General features: G+C 74.2%; 16 protein-coding genes and 1 pseudogene. 5 read left to right on the top strand and 12 right to left on the bottom strand.

From position 1 onward, the window contains the following. Window positions 1-3: 3 nt before the first annotated feature. From ET526_RS05305 to gnd, 3 genes are read right to left on the bottom strand one after another with little or no spacing between them, the layout of a single operon-like run. On the bottom strand, window positions 4-900 hold the full coding sequence (locus ET526_RS05305; protein WP_135466641.1) for an alpha/beta fold hydrolase: 897 nt from the start codon (window positions 898-900) through the stop codon (window positions 4-6). After that, window positions 900-1,439 carry a gluconokinase gene (locus tag ET526_RS05300; RefSeq protein ID WP_135466640.1) on the bottom strand — a complete coding sequence of 180 codons (540 nt, stop codon included), beginning with the start codon at window positions 1,437-1,439 and terminating at the stop codon, window positions 900-902. The genes ET526_RS05305 and ET526_RS05300 overlap by 1 nt, the downstream gene beginning before the upstream one ends. Continuing rightward, a complete protein-coding gene (gnd, locus tag ET526_RS05295) occupies window positions 1,436-2,419 on the bottom strand; it encodes a phosphogluconate dehydrogenase (NAD(+)-dependent, decarboxylating) (protein ID WP_135466639.1) in 984 nt (327 codons plus the stop codon). Before gnd ends, ET526_RS05300 begins: the two co-directional genes overlap by 4 nt. A gap of 342 nt (window positions 2,420-2,761) precedes the next feature. Here gnd and ET526_RS05290 point away from each other — a divergent pair, with 342 nt between their 5' ends. From ET526_RS05290 to ET526_RS05280, 3 genes are all read left to right on the top strand, one after another. Continuing rightward, entirely contained in the window at window positions 2,762-4,516 is a 1,755-nt protein-coding gene (locus ET526_RS05290) for a carbohydrate-binding domain-containing protein (protein WP_135466638.1), read from the top strand. Window positions 4,517-4,636: 120 nt separating this feature from the next. After that, window positions 4,637-6,040 (top strand): hypothetical protein, encoded by a 1,404-nt coding sequence (locus ET526_RS05285; RefSeq protein WP_135466637.1) that lies wholly within the window; start codon window positions 4,637-4,639, stop codon window positions 6,038-6,040. After that, window positions 6,037-6,876, top strand: a complete 840-nt coding sequence (locus tag ET526_RS05280; protein WP_135466636.1) for a hypothetical protein — start codon at window positions 6,037-6,039, stop codon at window positions 6,874-6,876. The genes ET526_RS05285 and ET526_RS05280 overlap by 4 nt, the downstream gene beginning before the upstream one ends. Before the next feature lie 10 nt (window positions 6,877-6,886). Here ET526_RS05280 and ET526_RS05275 read toward each other — a convergent pair whose 3' ends face one another. The 8 genes from ET526_RS05275 to ET526_RS05240 all read right to left on the bottom strand — a co-directional run bounded on the left by ET526_RS05275 (window position 6,887) and on the right by ET526_RS05240 (window position 15,699). Then, complete coding sequence (locus ET526_RS05275; RefSeq protein ID WP_135466635.1) at window positions 6,887-7,822, bottom strand: dimethyl sulfoxide reductase anchor subunit family protein; 936 nt, start codon at window positions 7,820-7,822, stop codon at window positions 6,887-6,889. After that, window positions 7,819-8,559 (bottom strand): 4Fe-4S dicluster domain-containing protein, encoded by a 741-nt coding sequence (locus tag ET526_RS05270; RefSeq protein WP_135466634.1) that lies wholly within the window; start codon window positions 8,557-8,559, stop codon window positions 7,819-7,821. The genes ET526_RS05275 and ET526_RS05270 overlap by 4 nt, the downstream gene beginning before the upstream one ends. A 5-nt stretch (window positions 8,560-8,564) precedes the next feature. Next, window positions 8,565-11,438 (bottom strand): molybdopterin oxidoreductase family protein, encoded by a 2,874-nt coding sequence (locus ET526_RS05265; RefSeq protein WP_240048264.1) that lies wholly within the window; start codon window positions 11,436-11,438, stop codon window positions 8,565-8,567. A gap of 150 nt (window positions 11,439-11,588) precedes the next feature. Then, entirely contained in the window at window positions 11,589-12,404 is an 816-nt protein-coding gene (locus tag ET526_RS05260; RefSeq protein ID WP_135466632.1) for an SDR family NAD(P)-dependent oxidoreductase, read from the bottom strand. 36 nt (window positions 12,405-12,440) lie between these two features. Continuing rightward, complete coding sequence (locus tag ET526_RS05255) at window positions 12,441-13,454, bottom strand: SDR family oxidoreductase (protein WP_135466631.1); 1,014 nt, start codon at window positions 13,452-13,454, stop codon at window positions 12,441-12,443. Between the two features lie 93 nt (window positions 13,455-13,547). Further along, window positions 13,548-14,255: a DNA polymerase III subunit epsilon gene (gene dnaQ, locus ET526_RS05250; protein ID WP_135466630.1), complete on the bottom strand. Its 708-nt coding sequence runs from the start codon at window positions 14,253-14,255 to the stop codon at window positions 13,548-13,550. Next, window positions 14,252-14,854, bottom strand: a complete 603-nt coding sequence (gene coaE, locus ET526_RS05245) for a dephospho-CoA kinase (protein WP_135466629.1) — start codon at window positions 14,852-14,854, stop codon at window positions 14,252-14,254. Before coaE ends, dnaQ begins: the two co-directional genes overlap by 4 nt. Then, window positions 14,851-15,699, bottom strand: a complete 849-nt coding sequence (locus ET526_RS05240; protein ID WP_135466628.1) for a shikimate dehydrogenase — start codon at window positions 15,697-15,699, stop codon at window positions 14,851-14,853. The genes coaE and ET526_RS05240 overlap by 4 nt, the downstream gene beginning before the upstream one ends. Between ET526_RS05240 and ET526_RS21885 the strand changes: the two are divergent. Further along, window positions 15,598-16,332, top strand: a pseudogene (locus tag ET526_RS21885) (MATE family efflux transporter); the annotation flags it as partial. The gene ET526_RS05240 and the pseudogene ET526_RS21885 overlap by 102 nt on opposite strands. 91 nt (window positions 16,333-16,423) lie before the next feature. Beyond that, window positions 16,424-17,242, top strand: a complete 819-nt coding sequence (locus ET526_RS21880; protein WP_240048263.1) for an MATE family efflux transporter — start codon at window positions 16,424-16,426, stop codon at window positions 17,240-17,242. Here ET526_RS21880 and ET526_RS05230 read toward each other — a convergent pair. After that, window positions 17,220-18,230: a C-terminal binding protein gene (locus ET526_RS05230; protein ID WP_240048262.1), complete on the bottom strand. Its 1,011-nt coding sequence runs from the start codon at window positions 18,228-18,230 to the stop codon at window positions 17,220-17,222. The two genes, ET526_RS21880 and ET526_RS05230, sit on opposite strands and share 23 nt — an antisense overlap. Window positions 18,231-18,273 lie beyond the last annotated feature (43 nt).

The raw sequence follows: 18,273 nt of genomic DNA, 5'->3' as shown, positions 1-18,273 counted from the left end.
ACCCTATCGGGCGGCGCCGTCCAGGAAGGCGAGGAGGTCCGCCGCCACCTCCTCCGGCCGCTCCTCGGGCAGGAAATGGCCGCAGGCGAGGCCGCGGCCGGTGACCGGGCCGCTGGCGAAGCGCCGCCACACCTCGACCAGGCCGCCGCCGCTGCCCTGCCCGCTGCCCGCGCCCCACAGCACGTGCAGCGGGCAGGCGACGCGCCGCCCCGCCTCGGCGTCGGCGCGATCGTGTTCGAGATCGAGGGTGGCGCCGGCGCGGTATTCGGCGCAGGTGGCGCGGATGGTGCCGGGGGCGCGGAAGCAGCGCAGATACTCGGCCATCGCCTCCGGCGCCGCACCGGCGCCGGGGCCGAACCAGGAGCGCAGGGTGTGGCGCAGGAAGAACTCGGGCTCGGCGCCGATCAGCCGCTCCGGCAGGCCGCCCGGCTGGGCGAGGAAGAACCAGTGGTAGGCGCCGAGCGCGCCCGCCCGGTCGATGGTGTCGAAGCGGTGCAGCGTCGGCACGATGTCCATGGTGCAGAGCCGCAGCACCGCGCCGGGATGATCCAGCGCCAGCCGGTGCGCGACGCGCGCACCACGGTCATGCCCCGCGAGGAGGAAGCGCTCGTGGCCGAGCGCGGCCATCACCTCGACCATATCGGCGGCCAGGGCACGCTTGGTGTAGGCTTCGCAGCGCGGTCCCGGCTCGGGCTTGCCGCTGTCGCCATAGCCGCGGAGATCCGGCAGCACCAGGCTGAAGCGCCCGGCCAGCAGCGGCGCCACGCGGTGCCAGCAGACATGGGTCTGCGGATAGCCGTGCAGCAGCAGCAGCGGCGGGCCGACGCCGCCGAGGCGGAGATGGATCCCCTCCGGGCAGCCGGCGGTGGCGATGCGGCGCGTGGCGAATCCCTCGAACATCACCCCTCCCCCGGCGCGGCTTGCCGCCGGCATCCCTGCCCGTCCGCAATCCGCTCCAGCGCCGCCCGCACGATCTCCTCCGGCGCCGCCGCCACGGAGAGGACGATCGGCCGCTCCTCGGGGCCCGGCTCCTCCAGCGCGGCGAACTGGCTCGCCATCAGCGAGGGCGGCATGAAGTGGCCCTCGCGCGCCGCTTGCCGCGCCGCGATCAGCGCCGGATCGCCCTGCAGGTAGAGCAGCCGCACGCCGGGGCGCGCGCCGAGCAGCCGGGCGCGGTAGGCGCGCTTCAGCGCCGAGCAGGTGGCGACGCCGCCCTCGCCCGCCGCCGCGCGCGCGTCGAGCCAGGCACCGATGGCGTCGAGCCAGGGCCAGCGGTCCTCGTCGGTGAGCGGGGTGCCGGCGCGCATCTTCCGGATGTTGGCCTCAGGGTGGAACCCGTCCGCGTCGGCGAAGGGCACGCCGAGTGCCGCGGCCAGGCGCGGCGCGACCGTGCTCTTGCCGGCGCCGGAGACGCCCATGACCAGAAGGAGCGGCCTCATCCCCGCTTCGGCGGCTCGAGATGCCCGCCGAAGCCCTTGCGCATGGCGGAGAGCACCTTGCCGGAGAAGCGGTCTTCGTCGCGGCTGGCGAAGCGGGCCCAGAGCGCGGCGGCGAGCACATGCGCCGGCACGCCCGACTCCACCGCCGCCTGCACCGTCCAGCGCCCCTCCCCCGAATCGCCGACATGGCCGGAGAAGCCGGCGAGGTCCGGATCCTGCGCCAGGGCCTGGGCGGTGAGGTCGAGCAGCCAGGAAGCGACGACGCTGCCGCGCCGCCAGGCCTCGGTGATGTCGGGCAGGTTCAGGGAAAGGCGGTGCGCCTCCGGCAGGGCGGGGCTGTCGGCATGGGCGAGCAGGTCGAGCCCCTCGGCCATCGCCTGCATCATCCCGTACTCGATGCCGTTGTGGACCATCTTGGCGAAGTGGCCGGCGCCGTTCGGTCCGGCATGGACGTAGCCCTCCTCCGGCCGCGGATCGCGCCCCTCGCGCCCCGGCGTCGGCGCGGCGCTGGCGCGGCCGGGCACCAGGGCGCGGAAGATCGGGTCGAGCCGCTCCACCACCGCCGATTCGCCGCCGATCATCAGGCAGTAGCCGCGCGCGAGGCCCCAGACGCCGCCTGATGTGCCGATGTCGAGGAAGTGCAGCCCCTTCGCGCGTAGCGCCGCGCCACGGCGGATGCTGTCCTTCCAGAAGCTGTTGCCGCCATCGATGGCGACGTCGCCGGGGGAGAGCAGCGCGCCAAGCTCCTGCAGCGCCGCCTCCGTCGCCTCCCCGGCGGGGAGCATCACCCAGACCGCGCGCGGCGCGTCGAGCGCGGCGACCAGCGCCGCCAGGCTTTCCGCCGCCTCGGCGCCCTCCGCCGCCAGGGCGGCGCGGGCTTCCGGATCGCGGTCGAAGACGACGCAGCGGTGCCCGGCGCGCAGCAGGCGCCGCACGATGTTCCCGCCCATGCGGCCGAGGCCGACCATTCCGAGCTGCACCGCAGCGCCTCCTCCCTCCTGCCTGCCGGGACTCTAAGGGGAGCGGGACCCGGGGAGGAAGCCACGGGCCGTACCTTGCGGAGTCAGCACCAGGAAAATCATGCGAAAGAACATGAAAGAATTTGCATATCGCATTGCCAACATATTTGTGGCATCATTGTGGTTTGTGTAAGGAAATTTAGGGGCATGACAAATTGAGGGATTGCCCCTCACGGCTTTGTTGATAACGTCCCGTCCCGCCTGCTGTGGCATGCCCGCCCCGCAAGGAATGCGGGCATTGAGTACTTGGCGCTTACTGGCGCCAATACTGCATTCATCCAACATGTTCTGGGGGACAAAAAATTGGCGACACTCACGGTTGGCCCCGGCAAGCAATTCGCCACCATCGCCGCCGCCGTTGCCGCGGCCGGCAGCGGGGACGTCATCGAGGTGCAGGCGGGGACCTACACCAACGATTTCGTGACCATCTACAAGAACCTCACGCTGAAGGGCGTGGGCGGCATGGTGAACATGGTCGCCACCCAGTCGCCGCCGAACGGCAAGGCGATCATGACGGTGAACGGCAACATCACCGTGGACGGATTCTCCTTCTCCGGCGCCAAGGTGCCGGACATGAACGGCGCCGGCATCCGCTACGAGGGCGGGCACCTCACCATCAGCAACAGCCACTTCCACAACAACCAGATGGGGCTGCTGAGCGCCGATGCGCCTAGCGGCAGCATCACCATCAGCAAGAGTCAGTTCAACAACAACGGCATCGGAACCGGCGTCGCCCACAATCTCTATGTGAGCAGAGTCGGAGAGCTGACCATCACCGACAGCTACTTCCACGACGCCTCGGTGGGGCACAACATCAAGAGCCGCGCCTACACCACCACCATCACCAACACCCGCATCTACGACAACAACAGCACCACCAGCTACAGCGTGGACCTGCCGAACGGCGGCAAGGCGGTGCTCAGCAACAACATCATCGAGCAGGGTCCCTACTCGCAAAACCCGGCCATCATCCACTTCGGCGGCGAGGGCGCCGCACATGCCGGATCGAGCCTGCAGATGACCGGGAACACGGTGATCAACAAGCTCTCTTCCTGGCCGACCCTGCTCTACAACCAGACCGGCGTGACCGCCGAGATCACCGGCACCAAGGTCTACGGCCTGACATCGAGCCAGATGACCTCCGGCCCCGCCTCGGTGTCGAACACCACCTTCCTGAGCGCGGCCCCCGCGCTGGATACCTCGGCGCCCTGGACGGGATCTTCCGCGCCGCCGCCCGCCCCGCCGCCCGCCGAGCCGCCGCCGCCCACCTCCGGCGCCACGCTCAGCGCCGGCACCGGCCCCGATGCGCTGGTGCTGAAGATCAGCCAGGACCACTACCTCGGCGACGCGCAGTACATCGTGAAGGTCAATGGCGTGCAGATCGGCGGCACCTTCACCGCCTCGGCCACCAAGACCTCCGGCCTGCACGACACCCTGACCCTGCGCGGCGACTGGGCGCCGGGCACGCACAAGGTCGAGGTGGTGTTCCTCAACGATGCCTGGGGCGGCAGCAAGGCGCTCGACCGCAACCTCTACGTCGAGGGCGCCAGCTTCAACGGCCAGGCGGTCGCAGGCGCCAGCCTGGCGCTGGAGCGCAACGGACCCGCCTCCTTCTCCTTCATCGAGACGGCCGGCGGCAGCGCCACGCCCCCCGCCTCCGGCGCCACGCTCAGCGCCGGCACCGGCCCCGATGCGCTGGTGCTGAAGATCAGCCAGGACCACTACCTCGGCGACGCGCAGTACATCGTGAAGGTCAATGGCGTGCAGATCGGCGGCACCTTCACCGCCTCGGCCACCAAGACCTCCGGCCTGCACGACACCCTGACCCTGCGCGGCGACTGGGCGCCGGGCACGCACAAGGTCGAGGTGGTGTTCCTCAACGATGCCTGGGGCGGCAGCAAGGCGCTCGACCGCAACCTCTACGTCGAGGGCGCCAGCTTCAACGGCCAGGCGGTCGCAGGCGCCAGCCTGGCGCTGGAGCGCAACGGACCCGCCTCCTTCTCCTTCATCGAAACGGCGATGCAGTCGGCGAGCCACGCCGACTACATCATGCCCTGAACGGCGCGGGGCGGTCCCCGGACCGCCCCCGCCATGCTCCCTCTGTCGGTCCGGCCGTGGCATGGTATCGCTCGCGGCATGCCGGCGGCGCCACCGCCGGCCCCGTCGGAGTCCCTTCCCATGCGCGCCCTGCTCGCCGCCCTTCTCCTGGCCCTCGCTGCGCCCGCCCAGGGCCAGCAGCCGCAGCCGCCCCGGGAGGTCACCGTCGCCAACGAGACGGACCGCGCGCTGCACCAGATCTTCCTCTTCCGCCCCGGCGCGGCGGAGCCGGGGCCGGACCGCCTCGGCGCGCATGTCCTGCCGCCACGCGCGGCCCTGCGCATTCCCCTCGGCCGCACCTCCGCCTGCGCCTTCGAGCTGCTCGCCGTGCTGGAGGATGGGGAGGAGATGCGCCGCCGCCTCGACATCTGCCGCACCTCCCGCATTCTGCTGGCCGAGCCCGGCCCGCGGCGGGAGGTGGAGGTGGCGAACGACTCCGACCTCGACCTGCGCGAGCTCTACGTCTGGGCCCGCGGCACGGCGGAGCAGGGGCGCGACCGCCTCGGCGCATCCGTTGTGCCGGCGGGGGAGAGCCTGCGCCTGCGGCTGCACGGGCTTGCCGGCTGCCTGGCGGATCTGCGCGCCGTCTTCGCGGACGGGACGGAGGAGCGGCGCCAGGGGGTGGATCTGTGCCGCGCGCCTCGCCTCGGCTTCGGCGACCCGACCCTGCCGGTGCGCGAGGTGCCGGTACTGAACCGCGCCCGCCGCGCCATCCACGAGCTCTACGCCGCCCCTCCGGGCCAGGCGCATTGGGGGCCGGACCGGCTCGGCGCCGCCCTGCTCGAACCGCGCGCGAGTTTCCGCCTGCGCCTGCGCGGGCAGGACTGCGCCTTCGACCTCCGCGCCGTGTACGAGGACGGGCAGGAGGAGGTGCAGCGCGGCCTCGACCTCTGCCTGGTGCAGGGCGTGGTGTTCGGGGACCAGGCGCTGCCGCCGCGCCGCCTGACGCTGGCGAACGAGCACCGGCGGCAGATCCGGCAGGCCTTCCTCGTCCCCGCCGGTCTCCGCGACTGGGGCCAGGATGCGCTGGGCGGGGCGCTCGCCCCCGGCGACCGGCGGGACCTGACCCTGGAAGGCGGGTGCCACGCCGGGCTGCGCATCGTCTTCGATACCGGCGCGGCGGAGGAGCGGCGCGGCCTCGACATCTGCGCCGCGCCTCTGCTGGTGCTGCGCCCAGGCTGGACAGTGGAGGAGCCGCCCGCCGCGGAGGGCAAGGCGCCGCCGCAGGCCGGCATCCGCCTGCGCAATGCCGCGCCGTTGCCGGTGGTGGAGCTCTACGCCGATCCGGCCGGGGCGCCGCGCGGCCCGGACCGGCTGGGCCGCACCATACTCGGCGCCGGGCAGAGCATGGCCTTCGCCCCGCCCGAGGACCTGCCGGAGGCGAGCCGCTGCCGCGCCGACCTCCTCGCCGTGTTCCGCGACGGAAGGGAGCTGCGCCTGCCCGGCACCGACCTCTGCAGCGGCGAGGAGGTGGTTCTGCGATGAGGCGCCGCCGCGCCCCGCTCCTCGCCGCGGCGCTCCTGCTGCCGGCGGGCGGCGCCCCGGCGCAGGGGGTGCCGGAGGCGCTGCGCGGCCCCTGGTTCCAGGGCGATTGCGCCCGCCCCGCGGCGATGCTCCACCTCACCGCCCGCGCCGCCGCGCGGGTGCCGGAGCAGGGCGAGGGCATGCTGATCCGGTTCGCCGCCATGGGGGAGGCGGCGGGCTGGACGCTCGGCACCGGCGCCGGGCCGGAGGCGCCGCGCCTGCTGCTGCGCCAGGCCGGCGCGGCGCTGGAAAGCGTGCTGCCCGATCCCAAGACCCGCGATGATCGCCTGCCGGGCGAGGCGCCGGTCGAGCGCTGGCACCGCTGCCCCACCGTACCGCCAGGGATCGCCGCCCTGCATGGCGAGGGGGTGGCGGCGCTGGCGGCGCTCGAGCATCTGGAGGCCGCCTGCGGCGCGCCGGACACCGCCGCCTGCCTCGCCGCCATCCTCGAACAGGGCGAGGTGGCGCGCGACGGGGGCCTGAGCGCGGCGGAGCTGGCGAGGCTCGCGCGCGGCGCCGCCTGGATCCTCGCCGTGCAGGAGGGCGCGTCGGGGGAGAGGTTGGCGGCGGCCTCCGGCCTCGCCGCGCTGGCCGCGGCGGCGGCGGCGCGGGCGCTGCTCGAGAGCCTGGACTATGATGGGGACGGCAGGCTCTCCGCCGCCGAGCTGGCGCAGGACCGGATCGGCTTCGGCGCCGCCTCCGGCACCGCGGCCGGCCGGCCGATGCGCGGCGAATGGCTGGCGCCGGGGCTCGACGCGCTGCGCGAGCTGCTCGGCGGCATCGGCATGGGGCGCTGAGCCGCGCCGGTCAGCGCCCGGTGTAGTAGAGCGTGACGGTGTGCGTCGCCTCGGCGAACATCAGCCAGCGCTCCACCAGCAGGCCGAGGATCGCCAGCGTCGCCGCGGCGCTCAGCAGCACCACCGGCAGCAGCGTGCCGCCGGCGAGCAGCGCCAGCACCGCCAGCGCCAGCGGCGCGGCGAAGCCGGCGCCGAGGGCGATGCGCCGCAGCTTCGCCGCATGCTTGCGGGCGATGCGGAAGCCCATCTCGCGCAGCAGGTAATTGGTCTCGGTGTGGGGGGGGTCGAGCGGCCGGGTCGGGCCGATGGCGCCGAGGCCGGTCGCGCTCTCCACCGTCGCCACGGGCGGGGCCGTGTCTATGTCCCGCCAGTAGGCGCGCTTGAGCAGGATCGCGGCGGCGGCGCCGAGCGCGGCGAGCAGCGCCGGGGCGGCAGCCCGTCCCCAATAGGCCGCCGTCATCGCCAGCAGCGTCGCGCCGCTGAAGGCCGAGAGCAGCAGGTAGCCCGGCACCACCAGCGGGTGCCGCCACTGCCGCACCGGCCTGAGAGAGGCATAGATCATGCCGGTGCAGTACACCGTGGCGGCCGCGCCGGCCGCCGCGAGCAGCCCTGCCACCGCCGCCATCCCCTCCCAGCCGAGCAGTACCGCCAGGCCGAACAGGCCCGCCAGGGGGTAGGTGGCGATCGCCGCCACCCCCTCGCGCGACAGCCAGGAGGAGCGCCACTGGCTGAAGGCCCGCCACGCCCGCTCCGGCCGGCCGAGATGCGCGGTGGAGGACAGGAGGCCGAGCGTGACCAGGAACAGCGCGATGCCGAGCGCGATCAGCCCGAAGGCGGTCCCCCCTGGCACCAGCCCCAGCGGGCGCAGCAGGCCGAGCCAGAACAGCATGCCGTAGCCGGCGCCCGCGGCGGTGGTGAAGAGGATGATGGATGCGGAGGGCCTCATCGCGACAGTACCCGGTCCACCCAGCGCAGCAACGGGTTCGTCACGTCCATCGGCGTCGGCGTGTCCTCCCGGGGGGCGGCGCCGGCGTCGGCGGGCCGGCGCGGCGGCAGGTAGCGGTTGACCGGGGCATAGCCGAGCTCCGGCATCAGCGCGTAGCCGCCGCGCTCGCGCACCAGGCGCGAGACCTCGCTCTCCGGGTCACCGAGATCGCCGAAATGCCGCGCCCTGGTCGGGCAGGTCAGCACGCAGGCGGGCTGGCGCTGCGCCTCGGGGATGGTCTCGTTGTAGATGCGGTCTATGCAGAGGGTGCATTTCTTCATCACCCCCTCATCCTCGTCCAGCTCCCGCGCGCCATAGGGGCAGGCCCAGGCGCAGAGCTGGCAGCCGATGCAGAGATCGTGGTCGACCAGCACGATCCCGTCCTCGGCGCGCTTGTAGCTCGCCCCGGTCGGGCAGACGGTGACGCAGGCCGGCGTCTCGCAGTGCAGGCAGGAGCGGGGGAAGTGCACGGTGCGGCCCCTCTCCCCCTCCCCCGCCTCGAAGGAATGGACGCGGTTGAACCACACCCCTTCGGCGCCGGCGGAATAGGGGTGAAGGTCGGGCAGCGGCCCCGAATGGCCGCTGGCGTTCCACTCCTTGCAGTTGGTGGCGCAGGCCTGGCAGCCCACGCAGGTGTCGAGGTCTATGACCAGGCCGAGCTTCTTCTGGCCCGGCACGATGTCCGGCAGGCAGGTCACGGGACTCAGTCTCCGATCGTCTCGCGGCTGCGCCGGCCGCCGCGGCCGCGCCGCGCGGAGGCATCGTAGCGCAGGATCTCGGGGCGGGGCGGGGCGCCGGGCGGCTCGCGCAGCGGCGGCAGGCGCGGCTCGGTCGCCCCCGCCTCCTCCGGCGCCGCGCGGGTGACGCGCACGCGCAGGTCGTACCAGGCGGCCTGGCCGGTGACGGGGTCGGCATTGGCCAGGCGGTGGCCGGGCGCGGAGGCGGCCTGGGCCGGCAGCCATTCGCTGATCACGTGGTTGAGCAGGAAGCCGCGCACCGCCTCCGGGCTGTCGGGGCTGAGGCCCCAGGCGCCGGCGCGCTTGCCGATGGCGTTCCAGGTCCAGACCGTGTCGGGGTTCACCCCCTCCATCAGCTTCACCTGGCATTTCAGCCGTCCCGCGCGGCTTTCCACCCACACCCAGTCATCATCCTTGATGCCGAGCGCCTCGCCGCGGGCGCGCGCCATGTAGAGCCGGTTCGCGGCCATGATCTGCCGCAGCCAGGCGTTCATGGAGCCCCAGGAGTGGTACATCGGCATCGGCCGCTGGGTGATGGCGGAGAGCGCGAAATGCTCCGTGTCCTGCCCGGCATGTTCGAGCGGGGCGTACCAGAAGGGCAGCGGGTCGCAGTAGCGCGCCACCCGCGCGCGCAGGTGCATGGGCGGCTGCCGCGGCCCGTGGCCCTGCGCGGCGAGGCGGAATTTCTGCAGCGGCTCCGACCAGATCTGCAGCACGATCTGGTTCTCGTTGGGCACCAGCCCCATTGCCTTGGCGCCCGCGAGGTAGTCGCGGTTGGCATGCTTGAAGTAGGCCTGCTCCGGCGGCAGGTGGTCGCGCCAGAAGCAGCCGTTCTCGATGTAGCGGCGGAGCTGGTCCGGGTTCGGCTCGCCCACGCCCTTCTTCGTGCCGTCCGCGCCGCGCCAGCCGGCCAGCGGCCCGACGCCCGGCGCGCGCTGGTGGTTCACGATGTAGTCCGGGTAGTCCCTGAAGCGCGGCGAGCCGTCCTCCTTCACGAAGGCGGGCAGGCCGAGGCGGGCGCCGAGCTCGATCAGCACGTCCTGGAAGGGCCGCACGTCGCGGTCGGGGGGCAGCACCGGCTGGCGGATGGAATCGCCCGCGCCGTGCGCGCTGCCGATCGGGCGGTCGAGCAGGGAGATGCAGTCCCAGCGCTCCAGGTAGGTGGTGTCGGGCAGGATCAGGTCGGCATAGGGCACGGTCTCGGAGAAGAAGGCGTCCGAGTAGATGACGCGCGGGATGCGGTACTCCCCGTCCTCCCGCTTCTCCGTCAGGATGCGGATCACCTCGCCCGGGTTCATCGCGCTGTTCCAGGCCATGTTGGCCATGAACATGAACAGCACCTCGATCGGGTAGGGATCCCCGGCCCCGGCATTGCCGATGACCGTGTGCATCATCCCGTGCAGGGCGAGCGGCGCTTCCCAGGAGAAGGCCTTGTCGATGCGCAGCGGGTTGCCGGCCTCGTCCACCAGCAGGTCGTCCGGCCCCTGCGGGAAGGCAAGCAGGTTGCCGGCGAGCGGCGTGTTCGGCTTCGCTCCCTTCCCCGCCGGCGGCGGGCCGGGCGGGATCGGCCGCGGGAAGGGCGACTTGTAGCGCCAGGAGCCCGGCGTATCCACGGCGCCGAGCAGCATCTGCAGGAGGTGCAGCGCCCGGCAGGTGTGGAAGCCGTTGGAGTGCGCCGAGATGCCGCGCATCGCGTGGAAGGCGACCGGGCGGCCCACCATCCGCTCGTGCCGCCGGCCCCACACGTCGGTCCAGGGCTGCTCGAGCACGACCGGGCGGTCGAAGGCGACCTCCGCGATCTCGGCGGCGATGCGGCGGATGCGCTCCGCGGGGATGCCGCAGCGCTCCGCCACCGCCTCCGGCGCGTAGTCCGCGCCGAGATAGCGCTCCGCCATCAGGTGGAAGACGGGTTTCGCCTTGCGCCCGTCCGGCAGCGCGACCTCGCCGACCAGCACGGGCGAGAGGTCGGCGAGCGAGGCGTCCACCACGCCGCGCGCGCGGTCCCAGGCGAGCGGCCTGCCGTCCCCGCCGCGGGCGAACAGCCCGTCATCGGGGCCGCGCGGGTTGCGCACCACGAGCCAGGGCGCGTTGGTGTAGCGGGCGAGGAAGTCGAGATCCACGCGGTCGTTGCGCAGCAGCTCGTGGATCAGCGCCATCGCGAACAGCCCGTCCGTGCCCGGGCGGATGCCCACCCATTCGTCGGCGATGGCGGAGTAGCCGGTGCGCACCGGGTTGACGGAGACGAATTTCGCGCCCCGCTCCTTCAGCCTCGCCAGGCCGAGCTTGATCGGGTTGCTGTCGTGGTCCTCGGCGACGCCGAACATCAGGAAGTACCTGGCGTGGTCCCAGTCCGGCTCGCCGAACTCCCAGAAGGCGCCGCCGATGGTGTACTGCCCGGCCGCCGCCATGTTGACCGAGCAGAAGCCGCCATGGGCGGCGAAATTCGGCGTGCCGAACTGCGCCGCCCAGAAGCCGGTGAGCGACTGCGACTGGTCGCGGCCGGTGAAGAAGGCGAGCCTGCGGGGATCCGTCTCCCGCACATTCCGCAGCCAGCCGGTGGCGATGTCGAGCGCCTCGTCCCAGGAGATCTCGCGGAACTCGCCCGAGCCGCGCTCGCCCACCCGCAGCAGCGGCGCGCGCAGCCGCGCCGGGGCGTAGTGGGTCATGATCCCGGCGCTGCCCTTGCCGCAGAGCACGCCGCGGTTCACCGGATGGTCCGGATTGCCCTCGATGTAGCGGATCCGCCCGTCCTTCAGGTGCACCCTGATGCCGCAGCGGCAGGCGCACATGTAGCAGGTGGTGGTCTTCACCGTGTCGCCGACGGGGGGCGAATAGTCCACGCGCGGATCGGCTCCCGGGGCGGCGGCCGGCATGGGACGCGATGGCGTGGGGGCTTCCGGCATCGGGCGGCTCCGGCGTTCTTCCTGCTGTATGAGGCGGCAATTAGGCATGGCGCGGAGGCGAGGGCAAATCCCGCCCCCGCAGCGCCGTCACGCCTGCCGCACCGCCGCCAGGTTGCCCACCCGGCCCGCCGTCATGCCGCCATCGATCACCAGCTCCGCCCCCGTCATGTGCCGCGAGGCGTCGGAGGCGAGGAACAGCACCCCGTCGGCGATGTCCTGCGCCTGGCCCGGCACGCCGAGCGGCACGCCGGCGGCGGCGAGCGCCCTGGCGTCGATCGGCGCGTTGCGCCCGCCGCCCTGCCCCGCCGGCAGCTTCTCCCAGATCGGCGTCTCGATGACGCCGGGATGCACGCTGTTCACCCGGATGCCGTCGCGCGCCATGGCGCATTCCAGCGCCACCGACTTGGCGAAGAGCCGCACCGCGCCCTTGGTGGCCGAATAGCCCGCGAGCCCGGCCGAGCCGCGCAGCCCCGCGACCGAGGACATCAGGATGACGGAGCCGCCGCCCGAGCGCCGCATCGCCGGGATGGCGTGCTTCACCGAGAGGAACACCCCGTCCACGTTCACCGCCATCTGCCGCCGCCAGTCGGCCAGCGACATCTCCACCGTCATGCCGATGATGCCGATGCCGGCGTTGGAGACGAGGATGTGCAGCCCGCCGAAGCGGCGCTCCGTCTCCGCCACCACCTCGGCCCAGCGTGCCTCCTCGGTGACGTCCTGGTGGAGGTACAGGGCCTCCCCGCCCCGCTCGCGGATGCGCGCCGCCACCGCCTCGCCGCGCGGATCGTCGAGATCGGTCAGCACCACCCGCGCGCCCTCGCGCGCCAGCGTCTCGGCGCAGGCGGCGCCGATGCCGGAGGCGGCGCCGGTGACGAGCGCGACCTTGCCCTGGACCTGACCCATGTCTCCCCCCATCCGATGGTTCCGAAGGGGAACAGGCTACAGCCTCCGCCAGCCCCTGCCACCCGTCCCCGCGCGCCGCGCCAGCAGCCGCTCCGCCCCGAACAGCAGCCCCGCCCCGGCCAGGGCGTAGCCCGCGAGGCGCAGCGCCGGCGGGGAGGCGCCGCGCCGACGGCCCCGCCAGCCGCCGCTCGCCGCCGTGCCCTCCGGCACCGGGGCGAGCAGCGCCCCCTCCCGCCGCGGCGCGGGGCGGGCGCGGCGCAGGAAGCACCGCATCGCCACCCCGCCCGCCCGCTCCGTCAGCCGCGGCGCCAGCGCGTAGGCGAGCCGCGCGGCGGCGGAGGGCCAGCCCACCGCCACCTCGTCGCGCGGGCGCAGCGCCAGCCGCAGGATCACCTCCGCCACCTTCTCCGGCGCCAGGAAGGGGCCGGGGGGCTCCAGCGCCCGGCCGGAGACATTGGCGGCATGGGCGAAGCCCGGCGTGTCCACCAGCGCCGGAAACACCGCCGAGACGCGGATGCCCGGCCGGTCGGCAAGCTCGGCGCGCAGGCTGGCGGTGAAGCCGCGCAGGCCGAACTTGCCGGCGGCGTAGGAGGCGGCGAAGGGCACCGGCGCCCAGCCGCCCATGGAGACCATGTTGATCAGCACGCCCCCGCCCTGGCGCAGGAACACCGGCAGCGCCGCGGCGGCGCCGTGCATCGCGCCGAGCAGGTTGGCCTCGATCACCCGCCGGTGCAGCGCCACCGGCGCGTCCTGGAAGGCGCCGAAGACGCCGGTACCGACATTGTTCACCCAGACGTCGATGCGGCCATGCGCGTCGAGCGCCGCCTGCGCCAGGCGCCGGACCGCCGCCTCGTTGGTGACGTCGGTCGGCACCGCCAGCCCCTCCCCGCCCAGCGTCCGGCAGCCGCGCGCCACCGCCTCCAGCGGCTCCGCCCGGCGCGCCGCCACCACCACCCGCGCGCCGCGGCGGGCGAAGGCGAGCGCCGTGGCGCGGCCGATGCCGGAGGAGGCGCCGGCGATGACGACGACGGCGTTGCGGAGGCTGCGCATGCGGGCTGCTCCCTGTGCTGGTGGCGAGGCGAAGAAGCCGCCCCTCGCGGCCCGGTTCCGCGCCCCGGCGGCGTCCGCCCCGCGGAGCGAACGCTATTCCGCCGCCTCGGCGGGGGCGAAGGGCGGCCTGAGCCAGAGCGGATCCTTGAGCCTGCCGAGGAAGGCGGCATGGGCGGCGAGTTCGGCCTCGCTCGGCACGATCGGGCGCGGCGTGCGCTCCCGCGCCGGGCCGCCGAGCGAGGCCGCCGCCGGCGCCGCCACCGCGGCGGCCAGGGAGAGCCCCGGCTGCCGCCCGCCCATCAGCTCCAGATAGACCTGCGCCAGGAGCTGCACGTCGAGCAGCGCGTTGTGGCTGGTGCGCATCGAGTTGTCGATGCCGAAGCGCCGGCACAGCGCGTCCAGGTTGTTCGGCAGGCCGGGGAAGCGGCGCTTCGCCAGCTCCAGGCTGTCCACCATGCGCGCCCGGTCGAGCGCCGCCCGCCCGCAGCGCTGCAGCTCGGCGTCGAGGAAGCCGAAATCGAAGGGCGCGTTGTGCGCGACGATCGGCGAATCGCCCAGGAAGCGGAGCAGCTCCTCGGCGATCTCGGCGAATTTCGGCTTGCCGCGCAGCATCTCGGTGGTGAAGCCGTGCACGCGCGTGCTCTCGGGCGGCACCTCCCGCTCGGGATCCACCAGAACGTGCCAGCTGCGCCCGGTGGGGACCAGGTTCACGATCTCGATCGCCGCGATCTCGATGACGCGGTCGCCGAGCAGGGGGTCGAGGCCGGTGGTCTCGGTGTCGAGCACGATCTGGCGCGTCATCGGCCGCGTATCTCCCTGACGATGCGGCGGATGCGCCGCTGTGCCTGGTGGCGCGAGAGGGAGGTCGGCACCACGTGGTCGGCGCGGCGGCGCTTCTCGGCGTCCGGGGTCTGCCGCGCCAGGATGGCGCGCAGGCGCTCCTCCGTCATGCCGGGGCGGCGCAGCACGCGCCAGCGCTGCACCGAGGCGGGCGCGGTCACCACCAGCACCGCGTCGCAGCGCCTGGCGCCGCTGGTCTCGAACAGCAGCGGGATGTCGAGCACCACCAGCCTCTCGCCCCGCCGCCGCGCCGCGGCGAGGAAGCGGCGTTCCTCGTCGCGCACCAGCGGGTGGACGATGCGCTCCAGCCGGCGCAGCGCCTCCGGGTCGCCGAGCACGGCCCGGCGCAGCGCCTCGCGGTCCACCGCGCGCCGCCCTCTCACCTCCCGCACCGTGCCGGGGAAGGCGGCGGCGATCGGGGCCACCGCCCGCCCGCCCGGCCCCTGCAGCCGGTGCACGGTGGCGTCGGCATCGAACACCGGCACGCCCAGGCGGCGGAAGGTGGCGGCGGCGGTGGACTTGCCCATGCCGATGCTGCCGGTGAGGCCGAGCACCTTCACCGGGCGGCGCTCCGCGGGATATCAGCGGCGACGAAATCGCGCAGCGCCGCGTCCACCACGGGGGCCACGCCGAACCAGGCCTCGAAGCCCGGCCGCGCCTGGTGCAGCAGCATCCCGAGCCCCTCCACCGCGACGAGACCGCGCGCCCGCGCCCGCGCCAGCAGCGGCGTCTCCAGCGGCACGTAGACGATGTCGGCCACCACCGCCCTCTCCGGCAGGGGCGCGAGGTCGAGGTCGAGCGGTGGATGACCCTGCATGCCGAGGCTCGTGGTGTTGACCAGCAGCGCCGCCCCCTCGAGCGGCGGGCGCTCCGCCACCGCCACCGGCCCGCCGAGCGTCCGCGCCAGCGCCTCCGCCCGCGCACGCGTGCGGTTCACCAGGGTCAGGCGCGGGCAGCCGGCGTCGAGCAGCGCCGCGGCGATGGCCCGCGCCGAGCCGCCGGCGCCGAGCACCACCGCCGGCCCCGCCTCCGCCCGCCAGCCCGGCGCCGCGGCGCGCAGGTTTTCGAGGAAGCCGAAGCCGTCGGTATTCGAACCCTCGATCCGCCCCTCTCGGAACACCAGCGTGTTCACCGCCCCCGCCCGGCGGGCGCTGCGGTCCACCCCATCGCAGACGGCGAAGGCGGCCTCCTTGTGGGGAATCGTCACGTTGGCGCCCCGGAAGCCGAGATCGGCCAGCGCCCGCACGGCGTCCGCGAAGCGTTCGGGCCGCACGGGCAGGGGCAGGTAGGCGCCGTCGATCCCATGGCGCTCCAGCCAGAAGCCGTGCAGCCGCGGCGAGCGGGAATGGGCGACGGGCCATCCCAGCACGCCGGCGAGTCGGGCATGACCGGTGAGGATCGGCATGGCGTCCAGACAAGCCGCGGCAGGCCTGCCCGGTCAATGGCCGGAGAGCGGGCGAGCCATCACGCGCCCGCTGCCATCGCCTGCGCTACACCCCGCCCGATGCACGGCATGGAACGGGGGAGCGCCGCCGCGCGCGGGAGGCGGGGCTGGCGGGCGGAGGCGCGGGCGACGCTCGCCCTGGCTTGGCCGCTGGCGCTGACCAATCTCAGCCAGTTCGCCCTGGGTCTGACCGATACGGTGATCCTCGGCTGGCTGGGGACGGAGGCGCTGGCGGCGGCGACGCTCGGGCTCAACCTGCACTGGGCGCTGCTGGCGCCGGCCTTCGGCATCTCGCTGGCGGCGGCGCCGCTGATGGCCCAGGCGCGCGGCGCCCGGCACCTCGGCGGCGGGCGGGGCCGCGGCTGGATGCGGGAGGTGCGCCGCGCCGCCCGCCAGGGGCTCTGGGCCGCCGCCCTGCTGACGCTGCCGGCCTGGCTGGTGCTGTGGCACACCGAGACGGCACTCCGTGCCCTGGGCCAGGACCCGGCGCTGGCGGAGGGGGCGGGCACCTATGTCCGCCACGCGATGTGGGGGATGCTGCCCTTCTGCGGCTTCGTCATCCTGCGCGGCTTCCTCGCCGCGATGGAGCGGCCGGGGCCGGCGCTGAAGGTCACCGCGGCGGCGATCGGGGTGAACGCGGCGCTCGACTGGGTGCTGGTCTTCGGCGCCTTCGGCTGGGGGGGGCATGGGCATCGCCGGGGCGGGGCTCGCCAGCACGCTGGCGAACCTGTTCATGGCCGGGGCGCTGCTGGCGCTGGTGGCGCGCGAGCAGGTGCTGCGCCGCTTCCGCCTGCTCGGCCGCATCTGGCGGGCGGACCGGGCGAAGCTCGCGGAGGTGTTCCGCGTGGGGCTGCCGATCGCGGGCGCGATGCTGCTCGAGATCGGCGTGTTCAGCGCCGCGGCGCTGGCGATCGGCTGGCTCGGCGCGGTGGCGGTGGCGGCGCATGCGATCGCGGTGCAGACCGCCACCATGACCTTCATGGTGCCGATGGGCATCGGCCAGGCGGCCACCGCCCGCGTCGGGCTGTTCGCCGGCGCCGGCGACCGCGCGGGGGCGGCGCGGGCGGGCTGGGTGGCGGTCGCGCTCGGGGCCGGCTTCATGGCGGCGATGGCGCTGCTGCTGGTGCTCGGGGCGCGGCCGATCGCCTGGGCGTTCCTCGACCCCGCCGACCCGCAGGCGGCACAGGCGGCGGCGCTCGGCGCCACGCTGCTGACCATCGCCGGGCTGTTCCAGCTCGCCGACGGGGTGCAGGCGGTGGCGGCGGGCGCGCTGCGCGGCCTCAAGGACACGCGGGTGCCGATGCTGCTGGCCGCGCTCGGCTACTGGGGCATCGGCCTGCCGCTGGGCCTGGCGCTGGCGCTGCCTGCGGGGTTCGGCGCGGCCGGGATCTGGGCCGGGCTGGCGGCGGGACTCGGCGTGGTGGCGGCGCTGATGCTGGCGCGCTGGCGGCGCATGGCGCAGATGCGCCGCCGCGCGGCGCTCAGTCCGCCTCGGGCGGGATGACGTTGGTGCGCCTGCCCTCCACCAGCACGTCGCGCATCGTCTCCGCGCTCTTGAGGCGGATGTCCTCCCAGGCCTCCGGCGTGTGGAAGGCGATGTGCGGCGTGACGACGAGGCGCCCGCGCAGCCATTCCTCCTGCGCGCGATAGGCGCGGAGCAGGGAGGGTATGGGCTCGCGCGGCGGCTCCTCCGGGATCACGTCGAGGCCGGCGCCGGCGATGTGCCCGTCGCGCAGGCAGCGCTCCAGCGCCGCGATGTCGAGGATCGGGCCGCGGGCGGTGTTCACCACCACGGCGTTCCTGGGCAGCAGGCGCAGCTCGCGCTCCCCGATCAGGCCGCGCGTCGCGCGCGTCAGCGGCGCGTGGATGGAGAGCACGTCGGACTGCGCCAGCAGCTCCTCCAGCGTGCGGCAGCGCGCCACGCCGAGGGCGCGGTCCGCCCCGTTCGGAAGGTGCGGGTCGAAGAAGGCGATGCGCCAGCCGAAGGCCCTCGCGCGCAGCGCCGCCGCCGTGCCGATGCGGCCGAGGCCCAGGATGCCGAAGGTCTGCACCTCCTGCCGCCGGTGCAGGGGCGAGGGCATCACCCCCCAGGGCGCCGGCTCCGGCCCGCGCTGGGTGTCGTGGTAGAGGATGAGGCCGCGGCGCAGGGCGAGCGCGAGCAGCACCGCGAACTCCGCCACCTCCTGCGTGCCGTAATCGGGCACGTTGCAGACGGTGATGCCGCGCGCGGCGCAGGCGGCGCGGTCCACGCGGTCGTAGCCCACCCCCATGCGCACCACGACCTTGAGCTTCGGGAAACGCGCGAGCTGCTCCCCCGGCACGGCCATGCGGAGCGTCATCAGCCCGTCCGCCTCGGCGCAGAGCGAATCCGGCAGATCGGCAAGGCCGGTCCGCGCATTGCCGCGCAGGATGCGCACGCCGGGGCCGAGGATCCGCTGCTCGAGATCCGTGTCCGGATAAAGCCCCTCGGGCTCCAGCACCGTCAGTGTCACGCCGCATCCCCCTTCCGTCGGTGGCGGCGGAGGATGGGCGGGC

Origin of the sequence: Crenalkalicoccus roseus (genome assembly GCF_004761865.1) — a bacterium.
Taxonomy (GTDB): domain Bacteria; phylum Pseudomonadota; class Alphaproteobacteria; order Acetobacterales; family Acetobacteraceae; genus Crenalkalicoccus; species Crenalkalicoccus roseus.
This window is presented reverse-complemented; position numbering and strand designations above follow the sequence as displayed.